Annotated in this window: 2 protein-coding genes; both read left to right on the forward strand. The window is 61.3% G+C overall.

Annotation, left to right across the window (positions count from 1 at the left end; translation table 11 throughout):
* The first annotated feature begins 179 nt into the window (after positions 1 to 179).
* Positions 180 to 566 carry a glycine cleavage system protein GcvH gene (gene gcvH, locus V6C07_RS05800; protein WP_333535418.1) on the forward strand — a complete coding sequence of 129 codons (387 nt, stop codon included), beginning with the start codon at positions 180 to 182 and terminating at the stop codon, positions 564 to 566.
* Between the two features lie 426 nt (positions 567 to 992).
* Positions 993 to 2,306: aminomethyl-transferring glycine dehydrogenase subunit GcvPA (gene gcvPA, locus V6C07_RS05805; protein WP_333535420.1), on the forward strand; the 1,314-nt coding region annotated here is incomplete at its 3' end.

Here is a 2,306-nt window from a genome sequence, read left to right on the forward strand (position 1 = left end):
AAAAAGGTGGAAATTCCTTTCTATAAAGAAGGCACGGCCCGCAAGAAGCTGGTCTGACGCGCGCGGCATTCTGTCGGCCGCTTTGCGGCGCAGACCTGCCGCCCGCGAGAAACGTGAAGGCTTGTAGCCCGAGAGGGCGCGTACTGTTCCCCCCAACTACATATTTCAGGAGAATGCACATGGCTACCAATCCCTCGGATCTGTTGTACAGCAAGAGCCACGAATGGGTGCGCCTGGAAGGCGACGAGGCCGTGGTGGGCATCACCCACTTTGCCCAGGAATCTCTTGGCGACATCACCTATGTGGAGCTGCCGCTCGTGGGTGATGAAGTGAGCGAAGAAAGCGAATTCGGCTCCATTGAATCCGTCAAGGCCGCCAGCGACCTCATTTCGCCCGTGAGCGGCGATGTGGTCGGCATCAATACCGCCCTGGAGCAGGCGCCTGAAAAGTGCAATGCCGATCCTTATGGCGAAGGCTGGCTCATGCGCGTCAAGTTTTCCAGCAAGCCCGAAGGGCTTTTGGACGCAGCAGCCTACGAGGCGTTCTGCGCCGCCGAAGGCCATTAAAGCACGTATTTTTCCGGCCTCTGGACTTGCCGTGCGGTTTCTCGCCGCACGGCGGCCAGAGCCGGGAGAATGGACCGGACAGCGCGGGCAGCGGCACGCCCCGGCCGGAAAACAGAACCTTGCGGGCTCGCAGGTTACACGGGTCTGGACAGAATCTGTTTCGAATCTGTTTCGAGTTTGGCCCGAATCTGGCCCGAACCTGCCCCGAACCTGTTATGGGCTTGCCCGCACAGGACGGGCAGCCGCCGGATATTTCATGAAACGGCGGGCAAAACGGCTCTCCGGCATGCCCCGGTATGCCGCCGAACTGCCGTCAAGCTGTCGTTGACCTGCCGTGCAGGCGAGAGCCGTTCGACGTCCCCGTACTCTGCGTCATCATGCTTTTTTCAGGCACACGTTCACGCGTAACATGCTCAAGGAGCGGATATGCCATACATCCCCCACACGCCGGAAGAGTTGCAGGAAATGCTCTCTGTGGTTGGCGTGCGCGATCTGGACGGCCTTTTTGCCGATATCCCCCCAGAAATGCGCCCCAAACAGTTCAATCTGCCCAAAGGCCAGTCCGAAGCCGCGGTCTGCGCCTATTTTGAAGGTCTGGCCGCCAAAAACTGCCCGGATCTCGTGTCTTTTCTGGGCGCGGGCTATTATGCCCACGACATTCCCAAGGCCGTGGATGCCCTTGCGGGCCGCAGCGAATTCTATACCTCCTACACGCCGTACCAGCCCGAATGCTCGCAGGGAACCCTTCAGGCCATCTTCGAGTTTCAGACGGCTGTGAGCCGCCTCATGGGCATGGATTGCGCCAATGCCTCTGTGTATGACGGCGGCACGGCCATTTTCGAGGCCGCCATGATGGCCGTGCGCTCCACACGCCGCCGCGTGCTGGTGGTGGACGAGGCCGTCAATCCCATCTGGCGGGTCATGCTGGCTTCATACATTTCCAGCCTTGATCTTGAGCTCAAGACCGTGCAGCAGGAAAAGGGCGTCAGCCGTCTTGACGCGCTCATGGCCGCCATTGACGACACCACCGCCGCCGTGATCGTGCAGAACCCCAACTTCTTCGGGGCCGTGGCGGACTACACCCAGGTCTTTGCCAAAGCCCGCGAGCACAAGGCCTTCGGCGTCATTTCCGTGTATCCCGTCATGCAGTCGGTGCTGAAAACCCCCGGCGAAATGGGTGCGGACGTGGCGGTGGCCGAAGGGCAGAGCATCGGTATGCCCCTTTCTTTCGGCGGTCCCTACCTGGGCCTCATGACCTGCCGCAAGGAACACATTCGCCAGTTCCCCGGCCGTATTGTGGGCCGTACCACCGATGTGGACGGCAAAACAGGCTACGTGCTTACCCTGCAGGCGCGCGAACAGCACATCCGCCGGGCCAAGGCCACGTCCAACATCTGCTCAAACCAGGCCCTGTGCGCCCTGCGGGCGCTTATCCACCTGTCCCTGCTGGGACCCTGCGGGCTTACACGGGTGGCGGAAAACAACATGGCCCTTACCCGTTATGCCGTGGAACGCCTCACCGCCATCAAGGGCATTGAGCTTCTCAACGATGCGCCCTACGGCAATGAGGTGGCCCTGCGCCTGCCCATGCCCGCCCAGATGCTGGTGGATGCCCTGTCCGCGCACGGCTGCGTGCCCGGCTATCCTCTTGGCCGCTACTATCCCGGTATGGAAGACGTGCTGCTGCTGGCCTGCACCGAGCGTAACAGCCGTCAGCAGATCGGCATACTGGCCGAAACC

This window comes from Desulfovibrio sp. 1214_IL3152 (assembly GCF_036763055.1).
Lineage (GTDB): Bacteria > Desulfobacterota > Desulfovibrionia > Desulfovibrionales > Desulfovibrionaceae > Desulfovibrio.